Below are 18,654 nucleotides of genomic sequence, written 5' to 3' on the forward strand. Positions count from 1 at the left end.
GTAGATCCGACGCAGTGCTGAGGATCACCCCCTGGCGGAGTACTGGCGTGGAAGGATTCGCGGCATGCCAGCGCTGTCCTCGGTCCTCGTTCCCTACGCGGCCTACCTGCGGGTGTACGAGCCGCTGGCGGCCTTTCCCGAGCCCGAGCGGAGCCACTGGGCCCGCTACGCCCGCCGGGAGACCACCCCCACCGCCCAGGACGAACTGCGGCGCTCGCTGGCCGACTTGCTGCCCACGCCGCCGGTCCCGGTGCCCGTCCACGAGAGCGCCGACGCCTTTGTGACGGAGGTGGACGGGGTGGTGTGCGTCTGCCCGTGGCGGACCCGGCTGCGCGGCTGGCTGGCCCTGGAGGAGCTGGCGGAGCAGTTGCCGGCGCCTCTCCTCGACGCGGTGCTGCCGCCGGTGGTGCGCGGGCAGGCCGCCGCGGACTACGAGCAGTGGCGCGAGCGCAACCCGGACGCGCGGCCGTGGATCAGGACGTCGGTCTGGCAGATCCCGGTGCGCTGGTTCGCGCTCTTCTCGGACGAGGAGCGCGAGTACGAGCCCGCCGGGCCCGCCGCGCCGGTGCTGCGCTACCGGACGCCGATGGTGCAGGCCCGGCGGCGGGTGGCCCGCGCGCTGAAGACGCTGAGAGAGACGATCGACGAGGGACAGCTGACCGAAGGCCTGGTAGATGTGGGGCGGTGGCTGGAGGAATTCCATCCGCGCTCCCTGGTCGAGCTGGACTACGGCGGCCTGGTGCACGCTCTTCCCGGACCGCAGCTCGCCGAGGATCGCTCGGCGGCGGATGTGGCCGAGGGGATCGCGGCACTGCGGGCCGGAGACGGCGAAGGAGCGGGCGAGGCGTACGCGCGTCTTGTCGAGCGCTGGCGGGCCATCAGGGACCTTCAGTCCGCTAATTGAGCGTTCTGGGGACCACTGAGCTCATCGGTCCAGGACGTAGGTCCCGTTCCGGGCCTTTGTGTCAAGCGTGACGGACGGCACTTACTGGCCCCTTGCGCCCATCACCTACCCTCGTGTCAAAATAGGACAAGGAGCCCGGCGAGGGCTCCTTCCGTCCAAGTAAGGGCGGAATACTCGGCATTGCACTCTATGGGGGGTCTGACGACTCCTGATCATCCTGTGACTGATCGTCACTGTGGCGTGACTGTCCGTTATGGCATGGTCCATCGGCTTCCGCCGCTGATGAACACCTCAGAGGGCAATTCCATCGGTTTGGCCGACGTGGCTGGACGGATGGTGTAGTTGTAGTGCCGAGGACAAGCCGTTCGTCCTATAACCGACTCGACCCGCGTCCGCCATTTCGGGCAACGCGGGTCAAGGTGCAGAATTTAGAGGAAAGAACCGAGATGGTTCGGTTCTCCCGAGGAGGCCGCTCATGACCGCTCGCACCCCTGATGCCGAGCCGCTGCTGACCCCGGCTGAGGTTGCCACGATGTTCCGCGTGGACCCGAAGACGGTCACCCGCTGGGCCAAGGCTGGCAAGCTCACGTCCATCCGCACGCTCGGTGGACATCGTCGGTACCGCGAGGCAGAGGTCCGCGCACTGCTTGCGGGTATTCCGCAGCAGCGTAGCGAGGCCTGAACACCCCATTGATCGGGCATTTCCGGGACCCCCATCCCGGGCAAGCCCACCGATAGCGCCACATGGCGGCCGTCTGCCCCAACAGACTTCGTCATTGATCGCGCTGGACTCCGCCGGGTCCAGCGCGATCTTTTTTGTGCCCGCAGGCAGGCCGGGGCGACCCGTGGAGGCTGCTGCGTGTGGGGCGGCCGGCGGCCCGGGAAGTGTCCGGAGGGTGGTGCAATTGCACATATTAAATTGGTTGCTTGTAAGAAGGGGGTAAGTTCCCCGCTTTCGAAAACCCACCCGGTGACACCCGTCACACCGCACAACTCTTGCCAAAGGCACGCCTGTCACCGAAAAAACCGGCGGTAACGAGGCGTAGGTCACTCGGTCGCAGGACCTTCGTCCTCGGCTGTAGGGGTGAGTGCGGGGACGGACGTGGGGGCGGACATGGGTAGTTCCATGGCGAGCCGCTGGAGGCGATGGCATATGGGGCAGTGCCGCGTGAGATGCCGGTAGCCGGACGCGGCCTTCAGGTGGGCGCGCAGAAGCGCTCCGGTCTCGTGCCGCCTCGCTGCGGACGCCGCCATGCACGTCACCTCCGGGTGTGTGCCGTCCTCTAATGACTGGGTACCGGTGGCAGATGACGCCGTCAAGACGGCCGTACGACGCAGCGTGGGGGCATGGCACGACGAAGGCCCGCATCCCCCAGGGATACGGGCCTTCGATCTACTGCGGTCCTGACGGGATTTGAACCCGCGGCCTCCACCTTGACAGGGTGGCGAGCACTCCAAACTGCTCCACAGGACCAGGTTTCGCAGCTTCTAACTGTGCGTCGGCTGCGAGAGAGACTGTACAGCAGGTCAGGGGGTGCGGTCGAACTCGATGCAAGCGGCCCCGCCGGTCACGGCGCCGCCGCGTCGATCGCCTTGACGATGCGCTTGTCGGAGACCGCATACGCAGTGCCCAGCGCGTGCGCGAAGTAGCTCACCCGCAGCTCCTCGATCATCCAGCGGATGTCCAGGACCTCCTGCGGGACCGGGCGGCCCTGCGGCATCTGCTCCAGTAGCCAGGCGTACTCGTCCTGCATCTCGTGGACCTTCTCCATGCGCGTCGTGTCGCGCTGCACGCCCGTCGGCATCTGCTGCAGCCGGCGGTCCACCGCGACCAGGTAGCGCATCAGGTCCGGCAGTCGCCGCAGGCCCGTCCTGGTGACGAAGCCGGCCGGCATGAGGGCCGCGAGCTGCTCTCGTACGTCCTGGACGTTGTTGACGAGCGTCAGGCTGTTCGTGGCCTTCAGACGGCGCTCGCAGGCCTGCCAGGCGGCCAGGATCTGCTGCACCTGGCCCACGGTTCGTACCGTCGCGTCGACGAGGTCGGCACGCACCTTGTCGTACAGCTTGCGGAACGACTCCTCGTCCCAGGCCGGACCGCCGTGGTCGGCGATCAGCTTGTCCGCCGCGGCCATGGCGCAGTCGTCGAAGAGCGCCTGGATCGAGCCGTGAGGGTTACGGGACAGCGCCAGTTTCTGCTGGTTGTTGAGCTTGTCCGAGGCGAACTTGGCAGGGTTCACCGGAATGTTGAGCAGGATCAGCCGCCGCGTGCCCCGCCACATCGCCTGCTGCTGCTCGGCCTCGGTGTCGAAGAGGCGTACGGAGACGTTCGCACCGTCGTCGACCAGGGCCGGGTAGGCCTTGACCGGCTGGCCGGCCCTGCGGGTCTCGAAGACTCGGGTCAGCGTGCCGATCGTCCAGTCGGTCAGACCCGTGCGCTCCAGGGACTCCCCCGAGGGGCCGGACGTGGCGGCCGCCGCGGCCTTGGAGAGGGCCTGGCGCGCCTTCGGCTTCAGCTGGAGCTTCAGCGCCTCCAGATCCTTGTTCTCGGCGAGCTTCTTGCGGCGCTCGTCGACGATCCGGAACGTGATCTTCAGGTGATCGGGAATCCGGGTCAGGTCGAAGTCGTCGGCCGTGACCGGGACGCCGACCATGCGCTGCAGCTCACGCGCGAGCGTGGTGGGCAGCGGCTCCTGCAGGGGCACGGCCCGCTCCAGAAACGCCCTTGCGTAGTTCGGCGCCGGGACGTAGTGCCGACGGATCGGCTTGGGGAGGGAGCGGATCAGCTCCATCACCACGTCCTCGCGCAGGCCCGGGATCTGCCAGTCGAAGCCCTCGGAGGTGACCTGGTTCAGCACCTGGAGAGGGATGTGGACGGTCACGCCGTCCGCGTCCGCGCCCGGCTCGAACTGGTACGTCACCCGGAATTTCAGCGCACCCTGGCGCCAGGAGTCCGGATAGTCGTCCTTGGTGACCGACCCGGCCTTCTCGTTGATGAGCATCTCGCGCTCGAAATCGAGAAGTTCGGGCTCGTCCCGGCGCTTGTCCTTCCACCAGGAGTCGAAGTGCGCTCCCGACACGACATGTTCGGGCACCCGCTGGTCGTAGAAGTCGAAGAGCGTCTCGTCGTCCACCAGGATGTCGCGGCGGCGTGCGCGGTGCTCCAACTCCTCGACCTCGGTGAGTAGTTTGCGGTTGTCGGCGAAGAACTTGTGGTGCGTACGCCAATCGCCCTCGACCAGTGCGTTGCGGATGAACAGATCGCGGGACGTCTCCGGATCGATCCGCCCGTAGTTCACCTTGCGCTGCGCGACGATCGGCACGCCGTACAGCGTGACCCTCTCGTACGCCATCACCGCCGCAGCGTCCTTCTCCCAGTGCGGCTCGCTGTAGGTGCGCTTGATCAGATGCTGGGCGAGCGGCTCGATCCACTCCGGCTCGACCCTGGCGTTGACGCGGGCCCACAGCCGGGAGGTCTCGACGAGCTCCGCCGACATGATGAAGCGCGGAGGCTTCTTGAAGAGCGCCGAGCCGGGGAAGACCGCGAACTTGGCGCTGCGGGCGCCCAGATACTCGTTCTTGTCGGTGTCCTTGAGGCCGATGTGCGAGAGCAGACCGGCCAGCAGTGAGGTGTGGACGGACTGCTCGGGAGCGTCCTCTTCGTTGAGATGGATGCCCATCTGCTTGGCGACTGTACGCAGCTGCGCGTAGATGTCCTGCCACTCGCGGATGCGCAGGAAGTTCAGATACTCCTGCTTGCACATCCGGCGGAAGCTGGAGGAGCCGCGCTCCTTCTGCTGCTCGCGGACGTAGCGCCAGAGATTGAGGAAGGCGAGGAAGTCGGAGGTCTCGTCCTTGAAGCGGGCGTGCTGCTGGTCGGCCTGCGTCTGCTTGTCGGCGGGCCGCTCGCGCGGGTCCTGGATGGAGAGCGCGGCCGCGATCACCATGACCTCGCGGACGCAGCCGTTCTTGTCGGCCTCGATGACCATGCGGGCCAGTCGCGGGTCGACGGGCAGCTGGCTCAGCTTGCGGCCGAGCGGCGTCAGCTTCTTCTTCGGATCCTTCTGGACCGGGTCGAACGCGCCCAGTTCCTGCAGGAGTTGGACACCGTCGCGGATGTTGCGGTGGTCCGGCGGGTCGATGAAGGGGAACTTCTCGATGTCGCCGAGGCCGGCCGCGGTCATCTGGAGGATGACGGAGGCCAGGTTCGTCCGAAGGATCTCGGCGTCCGTGAACTCGGGACGGGAGACGAAGTCGTCCTCGGAGTAGAGACGGATGCAGATGCCGTCGGACGTACGGCCGCAGCGGCCCTTGCGCTGGTTGGCGCTGGCCTGGCTGATCCGCTCGATGGGCAGGCGCTGGACCTTGGTGCGATGGCTGTAGCGGGAGATACGGGCGGTGCCCGGGTCGATCACGTACTTGATGCCGGGGACGGTCAGCGAGGTCTCCGCGACATTCGTGGCGAGGACGACGCGGCGGCCGGTGTGCGGCTGGAAGACACGGTGCTGCTCGGCATGCGAGAGGCGTGCGTAGAGGGGGAGTACCTCCGTGAAGCGGTACTGCTTCTTGTTGAGCGCGTCCGCGGTGTCGCGGATCTCGCGCTCGCCGGAGAGGAAGACGAGGATGTCGCCCTTGCCCTCGGACTGGAGCTCCTCGACGGCGTCGCAGATCGCGGTGATCTGGTCGCGGTCGGACTCCTCGCTTTCGTCCTCGAGGAGCGGTCGGTAGCGGACCTCGACGGGGTAGGTACGGCCGCTGACCTCGACGATCGGTGCGTCGCCGAAGTGGCGCGAGAAGCGCTCCGGATCGATCGTCGCGGAGGTGATGATCACCTTGAGGTCGGGGCGCTTCGGCAGCAGCTGGGCGAGATAGCCGAGCAGGAAGTCGATGTTGAGGGACCGCTCGTGGGCCTCGTCGATGATGATCGTGTCGTACGCGCTCAGTTCGCGGTCCGTCTGGATCTCGGCGAGGAGGATGCCGTCCGTCATCAGCTTGACGAAGGTGGCGTCGTGGTTGACCTGGTCGGTGAAGCGGACCTTCCAGCCGACCGCCTCGCCGAGCGGGGTACTGAGCTCTTCCGCGATGCGTTCGGCCACGGTACGGGCGGCGAGCCTGCGCGGCTGCGTATGGCCGATCATGCCGCGTACGCCCCGGCCCAGCTCCAGACAGATCTTCGGGATCTGGGTCGTCTTGCCCGAACCGGTCTCGCCCGCGACGATCACGACCTGGTGGTCCCGTATCGCCTCGAGGATCACGTCCTTCTTCTGGCTGACCGGCAGCTGCTCGGGGTAGGTGACCTCGGGCACCCGGTCGGCGCGCCGCGTGACGCGGGCAGCGGAGCGCTCGGCCTCGGAGGCGATCTCGTTCAGCACGGCCTGCCGCGCCTCGGGCTTGCGGATGCGGCGGGCGCCTTCGAGACGACGGCCGAGCCGCTGGGCGTCGCGCAGCGACACCCCGGCCAGGAGGGTCTGAAGGTCGGCGAAGGAAGTAGACATACGGATCCCAGGATCGCACCCCCGGGAAAGCACTGGCGAACGCATTTCGCTCAGGAGCTGGTGCAGTATGGAGCAGATCCGTCCAGTTCTGCAGCGAGATCCGAAGCGGATCCGAAGCAGATCCCAAGCAAGGGGAAGCGCGTCCATGCCGCTCAGCCGCGAGTGCCGGCGCCGTCTTCCGGCGACCGTGACCGCGCTGCTGGGACTGCTTTTCGCGCTGCTGCTGTGTTCGACGGCACATGTGAGCGCCGAGCCGGCCGAGGGCCGGGCGGTGGGCGTCGTCGTCGCCGACCAGGGCCAGGCGCCCGGCTGCGGCAAGGGAGTGCCGGACGACGGCAGGGGCGCGCGGCCCTCGACCCCGCCGCGCGGTTCTTCCTCGTACGAGCTGCTGCCCGCACTGCAGCACGCCCACGACGGCTCCGGCTCCTGGTGCCAGGACGGTACGGCCCTGGACATCAGCCCGGAACGCGGGCCGCCGGCGCCGGCCCCGCCCTCACCGGTCGACCTCTCCATCCTGCGCGTTTAGGCCCGCCCGACGGGCCGCGCTTCGGCGTGGCCGCGCTCGTGCCGTTTTCGCCTTTCGCTCAGGAGTACCGAACCGCCATGTCTTCCGCTTCCCGTTCCTCTCGCTCTTCCCGTAAGCCGATCGCCATCGGTGCCGGTGTCGTCGTCGCCGCGGTGCTGCTCGGCATCGCCTCGTACACCGCCACCAGGCCCGAGTCGCCTTCGGGCTCCGCCGCAGCCGCCACGGTCTCCGACGAACCGGGCGCCGGCGCCTACTCCGAGCCGGCGAAATTCGCCCGCCGCGACGCCAGGGACCCGCTCGCCCGGGGCCGCGCGGATGCGCCCGTCGTCATGATCGAGTACGCCGACTTCAAGTGCGGCTACTGCGGGAAGTTCGCCCGTGACACCGAGCCCGCGCTGGTGAAGAAGTACGTGGACAAGGGCGTCCTGCGCATCGAGTGGCGCAACTTCCCGATCTTCGGCGAGGACTCGGAGGCGGCGGCGCGTGCGGCCTGGGCGGCCGGGCAGCAGGGCCGCTTCTGGCAGTTCCACGCCGCCGCGTACGCCGAGGGCTCGAAGGAGAAGGGCTTCGCCAAGGACCGGCTGGTCGCGCTCGCGCGGGACGCCGGGGTCAAGGACCTCGACCGCTTCGCGCGCGACCTGGACGGGGAAGGTGCGGGGCAGGCGGTGAAGAAGGACCAGGAGGAGGCGTACGGACTCGGCGCCACTTCCACCCCATCGTTCCTGATCAACGGCCGTCCCATCGCCGGGGCCCAGTCGACGGCGACCTTCACCGAGGCCATCGAGGCGGCGAAGCAGGCCGCCAAGTGACGGACATCGGCTATCTGGCCGCCTTCCTCGGCGGTCTCCTCGCGCTGATCAGCCCGTGCAGCGCGCTACTGCTCCCGGCGTTCTTCGCGTACTCCCTCGACTCGGGCGGCAAGCTGCTGGCCCGTACCGGAATCTTCTACGCGGGACTGGCGACGACGCTCGCCCCGCTGGGCGCCGCCGGGTCCCTCGCCGGGCGACTCTTCTACGGCCACCGCGATCTGCTCGTCTCCGTCGGCGGCTGGCTGATCATCGCGCTCGGGGTGGCCCAGATCCTCGGGATGGGCTTCGCCTCGCGCCGGATGGCCGAGATCTCCGGCCGCATCCGCCCGACGACCGTGGTCTCCGTCTACGCCCTGGGTCTGGTCTACGGCCTTGCGGGCTTCTGTGCGGGCCCGATCCTCGGCAGCGTCCTGACGGTGGCGGCACTGAGCGGCAGCCCCGTCTACGGCGGGCTGCTCCTCGCGGTCTACGCACTGGGCATGGCTGTCCCGCTCTTCCTGCTCGCGCTCCTGTGGGAACGGTTCGACCTGGGCAAACGCCCCTGGCTGCGCGGCCGTTCGATGCGCGTGGGCCGCTTCGAACTGCATACGACCTCGCTGCTGTCGGGCCTGTTCTTCATCGTGCTCGGGGTGGTCTTCCTCGCCTTCGACGGCACGACGGCGCTGCCCGGGCTGCTGTCGGTCGACGACTCGTTCGCGGTGGAGGAATGGGCGAGCGGCCTCGGCGAGGCGGTCCCGGACTGGGCACTGCTGATCGTGGTGGTGGCGGTGTCGATCACCCTCGGCGTCCGCGGCCGGCGCCGCCGGGAAGAGGCGTAAGGAAGAGGCGTAGAAGCCGAAGGGCCCCGCCGACGGGCGGGGCCCTTCGGGACCGCGCCGCTCCGGAACACGACGAAAGCCCCGGTCCGGGAAGGATCGGGGCTTTCGGGTTGTGGCTGGGGCCGGGATCGAACCGGCGACCTATCGCTTTTCAGGCGATCGCTCGTACCAACTGAGCTACCCAGCCACGCAGCGCTTGCGAGCTGCAGCGGTCCTGACGGGATTTGAACCCGCGGCCTCCACCTTGACAGGGTGGCGAGCACTCCAAGCTGCTCCACAGGACCAAGCAGTGTGCGAGCACGAGTCTCGCACACGGTATTGCGTGCCCCCAACGGGATTCGAACCCGTGCTACCGCCTTGAAAGGGCGGCGTCCTGGGCCACTAGACGATGAGGGCTAAGGGCCCACCTGGGCGCCTTTCGGCGCGTCGGGGACGTGAGAAGCATATGGGATGCGGGGAGCTATCGCCAAAACGGTTTACGGGGGTCCGCGGGGCGCCCCCAGGACAACGCCGTCGGGGAGCGGGAGGGGGGCGCGGAGGGAGTGGTGGAGGGGCTGGTGGAGGGGCTGCTCGGGGACGGGGTGGCCCCGGGCTGGTTCTCCCCCGGGAGATGGCGGCTGACCTCGGCCGTCGTCAGGCCCAGACCCCCCAGTGTGATCTCGTCCCATGCCTGCAGCCGTTTGGTCGTACGGTCCAGATAGAGCACCGACGCGCGCACCTTCTCCGGTTTGTCGTTCTGCACCGCGCGCAGGCCCCCGCCGCCCGTCGAGCCCTCGACCTTGAGGCGGGTGCCGTGTGGGAGTACCTCCGTCTCGCGGTGGTGGACATGGCCCGCCAGCGCCAGCGGGACCTCGCCGTCGGTCTCCCGCGCGGCCACCGGGTTGTGGGTGACCGCGATGTCGACCGGGGTGCCTGCGCGCTGCTGGTCGCGCAGGGCCGAGGCGAGGCGGATGCCCGTCATGCGTTCGGCCGGATCGCCCTGGGCGACGATCGAGCGGTCGGGGGTGAACTGGGGGTCGCCGCTGCCCGCGATGCGCAGGCCGGCGAGGGTGACGGCCTTGCCGTCGTCGAGGACGTGCACGTTCTTGAGGCGGGCGAGATAGGCCTGGGTGATGCGGGAGTCATGGTTGCCGCGGACCCAGACGTACGGCGCCCCGAGGTCGGGAATCGGGTCGAGGAACCCGTTCTCGGCGGCGGTGCCGTGGTCCATCGTGTCGCCGGAGTCGATGATCACGTCGATTCCGTACTGCTCGACGAGCGAGCCGATGATGTGCCACGCCGCCGGGTTGAGATGGATGTCGGAGACGTGCAGCACCCGCATCGTGCCAGGGTCCGGCTGGTACGTCGGGAGCGTCGATGTCGCGTCGTACAGCTTGGTGACATTGGTGACCAGGCGCGCCAACTCCCGCTGGTAGACGTCGAATTCGCTGACGATGGAGCGGGCGTTGCCGACGACCGAGGGGGCGCTGGACAGCAGTCCGGAGAACCTCGGCTCAAGGACGGACTTCGGGTTCCAGGTGGCGTACGCGGAGATGCCGGAGGCTGCCAGCAGCGCGAGCGCCAGGCCGCCCGCCGCGAGTGCCCGGCGCGGGCGGCGGTAGACGGCGAGTCCCAGTGCGGTCGCGCCGGAGACGACGGCGACGCAGGAGCGTACGGCCAGCTCGGTGGTGCCGTCCGCCACGTCGCGGGCGACCTCGTCCTGGAGTCCGGAGATTCGTTCGGGGTGTTCGACCAGGGCCTGGGAACGGACCGGGTCGAGCTGTTCGACGTCGACGTCGAGACGGATGGGTGCGACATGGGAGTCGAGCTCCAGGGCGCCGAGCGGCGAGACGTTGATCTTTGTGCCGCCGGACAGGGACGGGCGCAGCGTCATGCTGGTGTCCATCGGGCCCACCGGCGTACGGACGCTGCCGACGATCAGCAGGCCGAGCCAGGCGCCGAGCAGGACCACGGCGGTGAGGCCCAGTGCGCGGACCCAGGGGTGCGGGGTGTGGAGCAGGGCGCTGGTGGGGCCGGTGTGGCGCGAGCGGTAGTGCCGCCGGAGCCGGTTGAGTGCGGCTCGGATCGAACGGGTCGGTTCCGGGGCTTCGCGGGCCATTGGTCCCGTATGCCCACCCCGACGGGCAGCCATGCCGGGGCGACCGGTCGCACGGCGTACGTGACAATGGCCACGTGCTGGAGATGACGCGCGAGGAGTTCGAGGAACTGGTCGCTGAGGCGCTGGACAGGATCCCGCCGGAGCTGACGCGGCTGATGGACAACGTCGCGGTGTTCGTCGAGGACGAACCGGCCGCCGACGATCCGGAGCTGCTCGGGCTCTACGAGGGGACTCCGCTCACCGATCGCGGTGAGTGGTACGCGGGCGTGCTGCCGGACCGGATCACCATCTACCGCGGGCCGACGCTGCGGATGTGCGAGGACCGCGAGGACGTCGTCGCGGAGACCGAGATCACCGTGGTGCACGAGATCGCCCATCACTTCGGGATCGACGACGAGCGGCTGCACGCGCTGGGGTACGGATGAGTCCGCCCGGTCTTCCTGAGGTCCCGGAGGTCCCGGAGACCCCGGATCTCCCGGAAGTTCCGGACGCCGCGGAGGCGATCGATCCGGATGTCGATCTGCATGTGCCGGCCCAGCGCGCGGAGACCGCGGGCAGGCACAAGTGGTCGGTGCTCGCCGCGATCTCGGCCGGCGGCGTGGCAGGGACGCTGGCGCGGTACGCGGCCACGGTGCTGTGGCCCGCCGCCGAGGGGTCGTTCCCATGGGCGATCTTCTGGGTCAATGTGCTGGGCTGCGCGCTGATCGGAGTGCTGATGGTGCTGGTCAGCGAGGGCGGCCGGACGGCGCATCCGTTGGTGCGGCCGTTCCTCGGGGTGGGGGTGCTCGGCGGGTTCACGACCTTCTCGACGTACGCACTGGACTTCTCGGACCTGCTGGCTCGCGAGGAGGCGGACACCGCACTGGGGTACGCGTCCGGGACTCTGGCCGGGGCGCTCGGCGCGGTGTGGCTGGCGGCCTCGGTCGCCCGGTGGGCAGTGACCCGGCGGGCGGTCACGCGGTGAACTGGCTGCTGGTGGCGGTGGGCGCGGCGATCGGCGCGCCGCTGCGGTATCTGACGGACCGTGCGGTGCAGGCGCGGCACGACTCGGTGTTCCCGTGGGGGACTTTCGTGGTCAACGCGGCCGGGAGTCTGGTGCTGGGGGCGCTCTCGGGGGCAGCGGTGTCCTCGGGGGCTTACGCGCTGCTGGGGACGGGGCTGTGCGGCGCACTGACGACGTACTCGACCTTTTCGTACGAGACGCTGCGGCTGGCCGAGCGGGGCTGGATGTTTCTGGCGGTGGCGAATGTGGCCGCGTCACTGCTGGTCGGGCTCGGATCGGTGTTCCTGGGCGTGGAGTTGGCGCGCGGGCTGGTGGCGTAAGGGGCGTCCGGGGCGTGTCCCTTGTGGGGTACAGGGAGTTGGGCAGGGAAACGCATGTCCCGTGCCCCGGAGGTGCTCCCCGTGCGCCAGTCGTCCGTCCCCTCTTCCTTCCCCGGCCGGTTGGCTGTCTGGGCCGCCGCCTCGCTGGCTGTCGCGGCCTCGGCGGGCTGTATGAGCGTGAGCGACGACGAAGGCGGGAAGCCGGCGCCCCATTCGTCGACCGGTCGGCGTGGGACGGTGGGCGAACCGGACGGCGGGCATGGCGTGTCGGGCGGTGGTCGACAGACCGGCGGTGGGCGCGGCGTGTCGGACGCGAAGGCCGGGGCGGGGGCGAAGGCCTCGGCGAGTCCGAACGCCTCCGCGCCGCCCAAGGCTCAGCCGCCGCGGAGCGGGCAGCGGCCCCAGCCGCCGCGGGATCCCGGGCCGACCGGCGGCGGACCGGTCCCGACCGAGCAGCCGCCGCCGCAGCCGACCCCGTCGGAACTGCCGCCGGAGAGCCCCACGCCGCAGCCGTCCGAGCCGACCGACGCCCCGTCGGCCTCGTCCGCGCCAGAGGTGCACGCCGAGGCGATGAGGATGGCGGGCGGGCAGGGGAGCATGGCGGACGGGCAGTGCATGGAACCGACGGCATCGCCGCAGGTCGGACCTGCGTAACGGGGGTCACTCGGGTCGGGTTTGCCATACGTGGGTGAGGGTGCGTATGGTGGTAGATCGTTTGATCCCATTGCCCGGCGCCGACACAGAAGAGCGCCGCGTGGCGCGTACTCTCCCTAGCCGTGGCTGACCGCATTGAGGCGGTCGAATTGCGAATCACGGAGTTTGGGCGCGTGCCGAGACTCCGGAAGGTTTCGCATTTCGCATGTCCACTTTCAGTACTGATCACGCCGTCATGCCCGAGAACGACGAGACCGCGAAGGCCGTAGTGGCCGCCGCCGTCGACACCGAGATTCAGGCCGAGCTCGAGGCCGACATCGAGGCTGAGCTCGAGGCCGAGCTCGAGGTCGTCTCGGAGACGGTCGAGGCTTCCGAGGAGCCGCAGGCCACGTTCGCCGACCTTGGACTGCCCGAGGGTGTCGTCCGCAAGCTCGCGCAGAACGGCGTCACCACCCCCTTCCCGATCCAGGCCGCGACCATCCCGGACGCCCTGGCCGGCAAGGACATCCTGGGCCGCGGCCGTACCGGCTCCGGCAAGACCCTCTCCTTCGGTCTGCCGACCCTGGCCACGCTGGCCGGCGGCCACACCGAGAAGAAGAAGCCCCGCGCGGTCATCCTCACCCCGACCCGTGAGCTCGCGATGCAGGTCGCGGACGCCCTGCAGCCGTACGGCGACGTACTCGGCCTGAAGATGAAGGTCGTCTGCGGCGGTACGTCGATGGGCAACCAGATCTACGCGCTCGAGCGCGGCGTCGATGTCCTCGTCGCCACCCCGGGCCGACTGCGCGACATCATCAACCGTGGCGCCTGCTCGCTCGAGAACGTCCAGGTCGCCGTCCTCGACGAGGCCGACCAGATGTCCGACCTGGGCTTCCTGCCCGAGGTCACCGAGCTGTTCGACCAGATCCCGGCCGGCGGCCAGCGGATGCTCTTCTCCGCCACCATGGAGAACGAGATCGGCACGCTCGTCCGCCGCTACCTCGTCAACCCGGTCAGCCACGAGGTCGACAGCGCCCAGGGCAACGTCACGACCATGACGCACCACGTGCTCGTCGTGAAGCCGAAGGACAAGGCGCCGGTCACCGCGGCGATCGCCGCCCGCAAGGGCCGCACCATCATCTTCGTACGCACCCAGCTGGGTGCCGACCGTATCGCCGAGCAGCTCGTCGAGTCGGGCGTGAAGGCGGACGCGCTGCACGGCGGCATGACACAGGGCGCGCGTACCCGCGTCCTCGAGGACTTCAAGAAGGGCTACGTCAACGCGCTTGTCGCGACCGACGTCGCCGCCCGCGGTATCCACGTCGACGGCATCGACCTGGTCCTGAACGTGGACCCGGCCGGCGACCACAAGGACTACCTGCACCGCTCGGGCCGTACCGCCCGCGCCGGCAAGTCCGGCACGGTCGTCTCGCTGTCGCTGCCGCACCAGCGCCGCCAGATCTTCCGTCTGATGGAGGACGCGGGCGTCGACGCCTCGCGCCACATCGTGGCCGGAGCGGGCGCGTTCGACCCGGAGGTCGCCGAGATCACCGGCGCCCGTTCGCTGACCGAGGTCCAGGCCGACTCCGCGAACAACGCCGCCAAGCAGGCGGAGCGCGAGGTCGTCGACCTGACCAAGCAGCTGGAGCGCGTCCAGCGCCGTGCGTCCGAACTCCGTGAGGAGGCCGACCGCCTGGTGGCGCGCGCGGCGCGTGAGCGGGGCGACGACCCGGAGACGGCGGTTGCCGAGGTGACCGAGGCCGCCGAGGCCGAGGTCGAGGCGGCGGTTGCTGCGGCGGCTGTGCCGGAGCAGGTTGAGCGTCGTGACGACCGGGGCAACTTCGACCGTCGTGGCGGCGACCGTGGTGGCTTCCGCCGCGACGACCGCCGGGACAACGACCGTCCGTCCGGTGGTTTCCGTCGCGACGACCGTCGTGACGACCGTGGCGGCCGTTCGTTCGAGCGCCGTGACGACCGTGGTGGCTTCCGTCGGGACAACGACCGTCCGTCCGGTGGTTTCCGCCGCGACGACAGCCGTGACGACCGTGGTGGCCGTTCGTTCGAGCGCCGTGACGACCGTCCCGCGGGCGGCTTCCGTCGGGACAACGACCGTCCGTCCGGTGGCTTCCGCCGCGACGACCGTCCGTCGGGCGGCTTCCGCCGGGATGACCGTCGTGACAACGAGCGCGGTGGCTTCAACCGTGACAACGAGCGCGGTGGCTTCCGCCGCGACGACCGCCCCACCGGCGGCCACCGTGGCAGCGACCGCCCGTTCAACCGCGACCGCCGCGACGACCGTCCCGCGGGCGGCTTCCGCTCCAGTGGCAGCAGCGACCGCCCGCACGTCCGTCGTGACGACCACCGTGGTGGCAGCACCGGCACGAACACCGGCTCCTTCGGGCGCCGTGACGACAAGCCGCGCTGGAAGCGCAACGGCTGATCCCCGGCTCCGCGCCTGATGGGCCCGGACAGCACCGTGAGAACGGTGCTGTCCGGGCCCATTGCTATGCTCCGCGCACTTGTGCGGGTGACGGGCGACGGCTGGGGGGTCGGGCGTCAACGGCCGGTTCAGCTGGTCCCTGACCGCGGTCCCGGTCGGCGCCGGCAGTGCCGCGGCCCTCGCCTCGGGCACCGGCTGGCTGGGGGACGGCGCGGCCGTCCACCGCGACTACTTCAGCGACCAGGGCCGCCCCGACGGTCTCGGGGACCTGCTGACGCTCAGCTCGTTCGGGACCGGCCGGCAGGGCTACAAGGGGCTCTTCCAGCAGCGTGGCTGGTTCGAAAGGGGCCTGCTCGGTGTCGTCCTGGCACTGGGTGGGTCCCCGCTCTTTGAACGGGTTCGAATTTACCTTCCGTTGCCTGTGAGGCGGCTGTTACGATCCGTCCACTTGTGGTGGGGGGCACGGCAAGGGGAGTCCGGCCTGATATTTCAAAGGCCGTGAGCCGCCGTGTCTTTCCCCTGCCGTTTCAGGCTCCTGGGGAGGGACCTTCTTGAAGCGTCATGCGCTCCTGCGTGCATGCACCTCGGCCACCTTGGCCATCGTCATGACCACGGGCCTCGGTCCACTGGCCGCCTCGTCCGCGGTCGCCGCCGACGACCCTTCGGGCGAGGTTGTCCTGCCGGCTCCGGCACGGTTCCAGCCGGTCGCGGACAAGGTGCTGGAGGTCGGTGCGACCGGGTATCTGCATGAGCAGGAGGGCACCACCGGCACTCTCTGGACGGATTACGCCTCCGGTGAGACCAAGCCGCTGACCGCCACCGGGAGCGGGTACGCAGGGATGCGAGCGGCCCTCGACGCGGAGATCCCGGGCGCGCCCCGGACGGTGAGCATTACCGAGCTGGGTTCCGCGTCCGTGCGCAAGATCGAGGTGCCTGCGGGTGCCGGCTGGACGAAGGCGTTCACTGCCGACTCCGTGCTCGTGGACCGCGCTTCCGCGGCGGACGGTGAGCTCACCTCGCTGAGCATCGTACGGATGGAGGGCGGCCAGGCCGTCGAGCGTCCGATCACGGGACTGCCCAAGGGCGTCAAGCTGACGGACGCCGCCGCCTACCACCGGACCAGCACAGGCGCTGTGGTGCTCCTGACCACGCTGGACGACAGGGTGGAGAAGGAGTACCTCGTCGACTACGGCTCCGCCGAGCTGCGGGAGCTGCCGGACCACCGGGAGGTGGACGTCACCCAGTTCGGGGACAAGCACCTGCTGGACAGGTACAGCGACGCCGGGCGGCAGGTCCGCACTGTGCCGCGCGCCGACCCACTTGCCACGCCCACGGTGACGCAACTGCCGCCGCCGCCTGCCGGATACCGCGATGACAACTGGGAGACGCTGCTGGGCGACTGGATCGTCTTCGGCTGGAGCCGTGAGACGACGGGGATTCCTTCCCTGCCCGGTGTGAAGCTGCAGGCCGTACCCGTCGGCGGCGGTGAGGTCCGCGATCTGCTTCCGTACGAATCCCAAGCTCCGGCGATCGCTCCCGACGGCAGCCTCCTGGTCACCGGCGGCAGCAGCTCGGTGGACTGGGCGGTTCGCCGCATCACCGTCGGCCCGGACGGCGCCCCCCGGATCACCAAGGTCAAGGATGTGCCGCCGACGTCGACGACGGTCGACGGGCTTTCGCTGGGTGCCGGGACTCTCCACTACGTGGCGACATCCGACGCGGCCGCGTGGCCGGCTATGTATGAGCACTCTCTCGCGCTCCATGGTGCTCCGGCTGCCGGCGAACGATCGCTGAAGAGCACTCTCTACGGGCCCGTGGGTCCGGTGGTGTCGCTCGGCAACGGCAATTCCGCCTATATGAAGGATGGTTATGTCGTTGCGGGTGGCGACCGCTCCCAGATCTACGGGCGGCTGACCGGCGGCACCGGGCGGTATGTCGTGAGCGATACCGACGCCGACCCCGACACGAGCCAAAAGGGCAACCAGTACGTCGGAGACCTCAAGTCGCTCGACACGCGCCGGTTCGACGGCCAGGACTCTGCCGCCGTCTGGGGTACGACCGTCTGGCTCTCGGACCCGGCGGTTCCTTCCGCCGTCTCCTGGTACGACATGAAGACTCACAAGACCTCGTCAGCTCTCGCCATCGGCTCGGGATGCGCCCCCAACGAGCTTCAGGCGGTGGGACGTTGGATCTACTGGAGCTGCGCCACGGCGGCCAAGGCCGGGGTCTGGGACCAGAAGACCCGGCTGAGCACCCCCGTCCCCTTCGGCCCGGCGCAGCTCGGTGACGGCTTCCTCGTCCGCAAGGACCAGGCGGCGGGCGAGCTCACGCTCTCCGACTTCCACACCGGAGATCCGGCGGCCGTGAAGACGACCGAGTTCGCAACCGTGCCCGTGAACAGCCAATGGACGGTCGACAAGTTCGGTGGCCACGCCGCGTACACCGATGCCCAGCAGCGCATTCACGTCAAGTCGGTGACCGTTCCGCGCTCGCCGATCGGGGTCATCGAGAACCGTACGGACGGCACGGTTCTGAACCTCGCCCGGCCGAACGGCAAGGACAACATCTGGGACAGCACCTGGCAGCTGTCGCGGCCTGCCGCCACATGGAGCGTGGCCTTCAAGGACCCGGCGGGCCGTACCGTACGCACCATCACCTCCACCGACCGCAAGGGCGCCGAAATCTCGGCCACGTGGAACGGCATGGGCGACGACGGCAAGCCTCTGCCCGCAGCTCACTACACCTGGACGCTCAGCGCGGATCCCGGCGACGGCAGCGGGCGTGAGGTGCAGAGCGGCATCGTGCAACTCGCCGATGTCTCCCTTCCCCTCAGGGACTACAACGGCAACGGCGCGGGCGAACTGTTCACCGTGGCCGGGGGCACACTCGGCGCCGAGGAGAACTTCACCGGCGGCAGCGCGGGCGCTTCGCGGACGACCTCGACCGGCTGGAGCGACATCAACCAGGTCGTGCCGTTCGGTGATCTGGACGCGGACGGCTGCAACGACGTCGTCGTACGCACCACCACAGGCGACCTCTACCGCTACAGCGCCAAGTGCAAGGGCGTCGTCAGCACCGCCAGCCCCAAGGCGAAGATCGGCGCGGGCTTCAACACTTTCGACACCGTGCTGAACTCCGGCGACATGACGGGAGACGGCCGCGCCGACCTGCTCGCCCGCCAGCGCTCAACCGGCGATCTGTATCTGTACGCCGACAACGGCGCCGGCGGCATCAAGGCAGGCGTGAAAATCCCCGGCAAGTGGGACGGCCTGCGCCTGATCGGCGCCGGAGATCTGAACGGTGACGGCCGCGGCGATCTGCTGACCCTGGGCACGGACGGAACGCTGTCGCGTCACAGCGCCACCGGGTACGGGACGTTCACCGCGCCGGTCGTTGTGTTCACGAACTGGGGCGCGGGCCGTGACGCCATCGTCGGGATCGGTGACATCACCGGAGACGGCAAGAACGATCTGGTCTCCCGGGACACCAATGGCAAGTTGCTCCGTAACAGCGGTGACGGCAAGGGGTCCTTCGGATCCACCGTGCAGATCGGCACGGGCTGGCAGAACTACAGCGCGCTGTACTAGCCGCCGGCCGCCCTGTACGACGAT

14 protein-coding genes and 4 tRNA genes are annotated in these 18,654 nt (G+C 69.3%); 11 read left to right on the plus strand and 7 right to left on the minus strand.

Going from position 1 to position 18,654, the window contains the following annotated elements; genetic code table 11:
* Positions 1–64: 64 nt before the first annotated feature.
* A complete protein-coding gene (locus AB0D12_RS20575) occupies positions 65–904 on the plus strand; it encodes a hypothetical protein (protein WP_362684526.1) in 840 nt (279 codons plus the stop codon).
* Between the two features lie 475 nt (positions 905–1,379).
* Positions 1,380–1,586 (plus strand): developmental transcriptional regulator BldC, encoded by a 207-nt coding sequence (gene bldC / locus AB0D12_RS20580; RefSeq protein ID WP_003949541.1) that lies wholly within the window; start codon positions 1,380–1,382, stop codon positions 1,584–1,586.
* Between the two features lie 365 nt (positions 1,587–1,951).
* On the opposite strand, the gene AB0D12_RS20585 is transcribed toward bldC, so the two are convergent.
* The 3 genes from AB0D12_RS20585 to hrpA form a co-directional block, all read right to left on the minus strand.
* Positions 1,952–2,158 (minus strand): DUF6274 family protein, encoded by a 207-nt coding sequence (locus tag AB0D12_RS20585; protein WP_362684529.1) that lies wholly within the window; start codon positions 2,156–2,158, stop codon positions 1,952–1,954.
* A 145-nt stretch (positions 2,159–2,303) separates the two neighbouring features.
* Positions 2,304–2,378 (minus strand) — tRNA-Asp (locus AB0D12_RS20590).
* 94 nt (positions 2,379–2,472) lie between these two features.
* A complete protein-coding gene (gene hrpA / locus AB0D12_RS20595; RefSeq protein ID WP_362684532.1) occupies positions 2,473–6,396 on the minus strand; it encodes an ATP-dependent RNA helicase HrpA in 3,924 nt (1,307 codons plus the stop codon).
* Positions 6,397–6,541: 145 nt separating this feature from the next.
* Between hrpA and AB0D12_RS20600 the strand changes: the two genes are divergently transcribed.
* The 3 genes from AB0D12_RS20600 (at position 6,542) to AB0D12_RS20610 (ending at position 8,549) form a co-directional block, all read left to right on the plus strand.
* Positions 6,542–6,922, plus strand: a complete 381-nt coding sequence (locus AB0D12_RS20600; protein WP_362684535.1) for a hypothetical protein — start codon at positions 6,542–6,544, stop codon at positions 6,920–6,922.
* Positions 6,923–6,999: 77 nt separating this feature from the next.
* Positions 7,000–7,731, plus strand: coding sequence for a DsbA family protein (locus AB0D12_RS20605; protein ID WP_362684538.1), 732 nt, complete (start codon positions 7,000–7,002; stop codon positions 7,729–7,731).
* On the plus strand, positions 7,728–8,549 hold the full coding sequence (locus tag AB0D12_RS20610) for a cytochrome c biogenesis CcdA family protein (RefSeq protein WP_362684541.1): 822 nt from the start codon (positions 7,728–7,730) through the stop codon (positions 8,547–8,549). The genes AB0D12_RS20605 and AB0D12_RS20610 overlap by 4 nt, the downstream gene beginning before the upstream one ends.
* A 113-nt stretch (positions 8,550–8,662) precedes the next feature.
* Here AB0D12_RS20610 and AB0D12_RS20615 read toward each other — a convergent pair.
* From AB0D12_RS20615 to AB0D12_RS20630, 4 genes are all read right to left on the minus strand, one after another.
* A tRNA-Phe gene (locus tag AB0D12_RS20615) sits at positions 8,663–8,736 on the minus strand.
* A 22-nt stretch (positions 8,737–8,758) separates the two neighbouring features.
* Positions 8,759–8,833: transfer RNA gene (locus tag AB0D12_RS20620), tRNA-Asp, on the minus strand.
* Between the two features lie 39 nt (positions 8,834–8,872).
* Positions 8,873–8,945: transfer RNA gene (locus tag AB0D12_RS20625), tRNA-Glu, on the minus strand.
* A gap of 64 nt (positions 8,946–9,009) precedes the next feature.
* Positions 9,010–10,647, minus strand: a complete 1,638-nt coding sequence (locus AB0D12_RS20630) for a metallophosphoesterase (protein WP_362684544.1) — start codon at positions 10,645–10,647, stop codon at positions 9,010–9,012.
* Between the two features lie 74 nt (positions 10,648–10,721).
* On the opposite strand from AB0D12_RS20630, the gene AB0D12_RS20635 reads away from it, so the two are divergent.
* The 6 genes from AB0D12_RS20635 (at position 10,722) to AB0D12_RS20660 (ending at position 18,630) form a co-directional block, all read left to right on the plus strand.
* Positions 10,722–11,072 carry a metallopeptidase family protein gene (locus tag AB0D12_RS20635; protein WP_327324599.1) on the plus strand — a complete coding sequence of 117 codons (351 nt, stop codon included), beginning with the start codon at positions 10,722–10,724 and terminating at the stop codon, positions 11,070–11,072.
* A complete protein-coding gene (locus tag AB0D12_RS20640) occupies positions 11,069–11,611 on the plus strand; it encodes a CrcB family protein (protein WP_362684547.1) in 543 nt (180 codons plus the stop codon). The genes AB0D12_RS20635 and AB0D12_RS20640 overlap by 4 nt, the downstream gene beginning before the upstream one ends.
* Positions 11,608–11,970 (plus strand): fluoride efflux transporter CrcB, encoded by a 363-nt coding sequence (crcB, locus tag AB0D12_RS20645; protein ID WP_362684693.1) that lies wholly within the window; start codon positions 11,608–11,610, stop codon positions 11,968–11,970. Before AB0D12_RS20640 ends, crcB begins: the two co-directional genes overlap by 4 nt.
* A 54-nt stretch (positions 11,971–12,024) precedes the next feature.
* Complete coding sequence (locus AB0D12_RS20650; protein WP_362684550.1) at positions 12,025–12,624, plus strand: hypothetical protein; 600 nt, start codon at positions 12,025–12,027, stop codon at positions 12,622–12,624.
* 205 nt (positions 12,625–12,829) lie between these two features.
* Entirely contained in the window at positions 12,830–15,043 is a 2,214-nt protein-coding gene (locus AB0D12_RS20655; RefSeq protein WP_362684553.1) for a DEAD/DEAH box helicase, read from the plus strand.
* Between the two features lie 605 nt (positions 15,044–15,648).
* The gene (locus tag AB0D12_RS20660) at positions 15,649–18,630 is read left to right on the plus strand and encodes an FG-GAP-like repeat-containing protein (protein WP_362684556.1); all 2,982 of its coding nucleotides are present in this window, start codon (positions 15,649–15,651) and stop codon (positions 18,628–18,630) included.
* Positions 18,631–18,654 lie beyond the last annotated feature (24 nt).

This window comes from Streptomyces sp. NPDC048479 (assembly GCF_040651435.1).
Taxonomy (GTDB): Bacteria; Actinomycetota; Actinomycetes; order Streptomycetales; family Streptomycetaceae; genus Streptomyces.